Below are 3,103 nucleotides of genomic sequence, written 5' to 3'. Positions count from 1 at the left end.
CACCCGCAGGCGCCGCCCCCGCCCCCACCAACGGCATACCTCCGGATGGCTGCCCCTCGGGGACGAGGTGGGGTGAGGATAGGGGCGCGGGAGAGGGCGGGGACAAGTTGTCCCAGGTCGCGCGGCGCATCACGGCGGGAGCAAGGCGTCATGAGAGCCAACGGGCCTGCCTCCGACCCAGGCCCATCCTCGCGACGCCTGTCCGCTGGCGCTTCAAGCAGGCGTCGCCCGATCCATTGCTCTGCAGGGCACTAGGCTCGTGAGAGCTGCCTGAGCTTGTCGAGATCGACGATCGTCATGCTCATGCCTTTGGTCTCGACACCATGCTCCCGCAAAACGTTGAAGAGGCGCGAGAGATTGGCAGGCGACATGCCGAGTTCATAGGCCAGCGCTCGTTTGGACACGCCGATTGTCACGGTTCTCGAGTTCCCATTCCGCTCCATCGCACTCAAGACCCATTGGCCGAGGCGCTGCTCGGCAGTGCGCAGCCTGTGATCGAGCAGCCGGTCGATCATCTGCATGTTGACGCGGGACGCATGGATGAGCGCGGCATGGCAGACCGCCTGGTCATCCTGTATCGCCTTCAGAAAGGCGCTCGTCTCGATTGCAATCGTTTCACTCGCTTCCCGCGTCACGATCGCAAGCACGCTTGCGTGATGCTGGACCGCCGTCGAAACCTCGAACACCATCGGTGCCGCAGATGTCGCCACGATCGTCTCGGCATCGTTCAGGCTGGCCCAACCTTCGACGGAGCCTGACCGCAAGCAATAGATGAAGGCCGGTATCTCACCGACCTTGTTGATCGTGACGCCCGCAGAAAACGATTGAAAGATGCAGCTCGGAACGAGCGCCCGCAGAGTGCTCTCCTTGGCATCCGAGAACATCGGGAACGTTCTCAATATCGGAATGACGACTTCAGGCATCCAGCGCTCAGCCCTGCTTGCCGACGATAAAGCAATTCATGCGCCGGAACTCTGCATCCGGAAAACCCCCTGATGATCGCCGCCGCCCAGGACGGTGCGGCCGATCCAGGGAGATTACCGGAAAGATGGCGATTCGAACCAGCGATCAGGATGCCGGCGGGCACCAGATCCCGCCGTTTCGCGGGTCGCGGCCCCGCGGCCTGACGGAAACCGGCCGTGCAGGGCGGTGCGAAGCCAGCGAAGAAACAATTGATCTATATCAATTTTGACAATCAGAACTGAATTCTGAAATTCTGCATTAAGATTCTGCCCGTACCTTCCCCTACGACAACCAAGATATCTGGGGCTAGGTATGCGCTCGATCGTCGCTCGGATCGCTTCACTCACAGTCGGCGTGAAAATCGCCGCCATCATGGCTTTTCTGATGCTGCCGATAGGCCATCTTACCCTTCTGTTCGTACAGCAGGTGAGAAAGGACATCGCCTTCTCGTCGCTCGAGATCAAGGGGGCGCACGCATTGAAGGGTCTCTGGGAGGCGCTGGCGACGAGCACGGCCGGCTCGCTTGACACATCCAACCGCAAGATGGCCGCCGATCGTGCCGCGGCGCTCCGGACGGCCGCCGCCAATCTGAAGGCCGGCGCCGCCGTCGAAGCCTTCCTCGGGGCGCTCGCCGATCCGAAGGCGCGCGCCGAGGCGTGGAACGCCGGGCAAATCGCGATCCAGAAGATCGCCGACGGATCCAATCTGACGCTCGATCCGGATGTGGACTCCTATTATGCGATGGACGTCGTCGCCGTGCGCCTGCCCGAGCTCGTGGTCTCAGCCGCCGCCCTCGACATTGCGCTCCAGCCTTATCGCGCGCAGGTTCATGGACTTCCCGAAACGGCGCATGACGCTCTGGTGCAGGCGGCCACCCGTTTCGACCTCGCCTTGGCGGCGACGAACGACTCGCTCAAATCCGCTCTCGCGGGAAACCTCGACGGATCGCTGGCACGCGCCCTGCTCCCCGTAGCAGGCCGCTTCGAGGCCGCATCTGGCCGACTCGCACAACTCGTCGGCAAACTGCGCCTCGCCATCGTTCAGGATGCGGCGGCTACCGGGACAATCGAGTTCGAAGGCGCCGTATCCGGCTTCGCCGAGAGCGCCAATGCGCTCTGGCAGGCAACGCAGCCGGAGCTTCTCCGCCTGATCACGCTCCGCATCGAGGGTTTCCAGTCCCGGGCGCTGAGCGATCTGACGATAGCGGCCTTGGGGGCGATCCTGGCAATCGGCGCTGCGCTTCTTTTCGTCCGGACGATCCGCAGTCCGATCGCCGACATCATCGCGACGCTCCGGCGATTTCAGCTCAACAATTATACTGGAGATGTCCCGCATCTGGAGCTGCGCAACGAGATCGGCGAGATCGCTCGCGCCGTCGATCGCGGGAAGGCCGAGGCCGAGCGCTCCGCCCTGACGATCGCCGCGATGAACCAGTCGCCTACGATGCTCATGATCACCGATCCGGATGAGAACATCACCTTCATCAGCGCTTCGCTCGCCGCGACCCTCCGCCGCCTCGAGCCGGCCTTTCGCGCGGCCAATCCGGATTTCTCCGTCGATGCGATGCGGGGCATGCATATCGACTGCTTCCGCGCCAATCCGAGCCTTTCGCGGAAGGTGCTGCTGGATGACGGCGAGGAACGCCGTGTTCGCTACGACATCGCCGGTCAGACCATCATGGTCGACATGGCTTACATCCGGGCCGAGGACGGATCCAGGATCGGCCACACCCTGATCTGGCGCAACGTCACCGCCGAGCTGCTCGGCGAGGCCGAGATCGCGGCCGCCGTGAGCGCCGCACAGCGAGGCGACTTCTCCGCGCGACTGAAGCTCGACAACAAGGATGGCTTCGTGCGGGAGATGGCCTCGGGCCTCAACAACATCTCGCAGGTGGTCGAGCTTGCCACGCGGGAGTTCGCCGAGGTCATGGAGGGGGTGGCCGGCGCCGATCTCACTCAACTGGTCCAAGGCGATTATCAGGGCGTCCTGGGCTCGCTCAAGGCCAGCATCAATGCGACCGTCGCGCGCCTGGCCGCAACCGTGCGGACAATTCAGATCACCTCGGCGGATGTCGGTCTGGCGGCGCGGGAGATCAACATGGGCGCTGACGACCTGTCGAAGCGCACCGAGGAGCAGGCCT

General features: G+C 63.6%; 2 protein-coding genes. One reads left to right on the top strand and one right to left on the bottom strand.

The features are described from left to right. Positions 1–251 precede the first annotated feature (251 nt). Positions 252–923 carry a helix-turn-helix domain-containing protein gene (locus BGO20_RS00430; RefSeq protein ID WP_291665235.1) on the bottom strand — a complete coding sequence of 224 codons (672 nt, stop codon included), beginning with the start codon at positions 921–923 and terminating at the stop codon, positions 252–254. A gap of 412 nt (positions 924–1,335) precedes the next feature. On the opposite strand from BGO20_RS00430, the gene BGO20_RS00425 reads away from it, so the two are divergent. Beyond that, positions 1,336–3,103, top strand: a 1,768-nt coding sequence (locus BGO20_RS00425; RefSeq protein ID WP_362888487.1) for a HAMP domain-containing protein, incomplete at its 3' end; no start/stop codon positions are given.

The sequence above is a fragment of the Allobosea sp. 67-29 genome, from assembly GCF_001898115.1.
In the GTDB taxonomy this organism is placed as follows: Bacteria; Pseudomonadota; Alphaproteobacteria; order Rhizobiales; family Beijerinckiaceae; genus Allobosea.
Note: the sequence above shows the minus strand (reverse complement) of the source record. Positions and strands in the feature narration are given on the sequence as shown.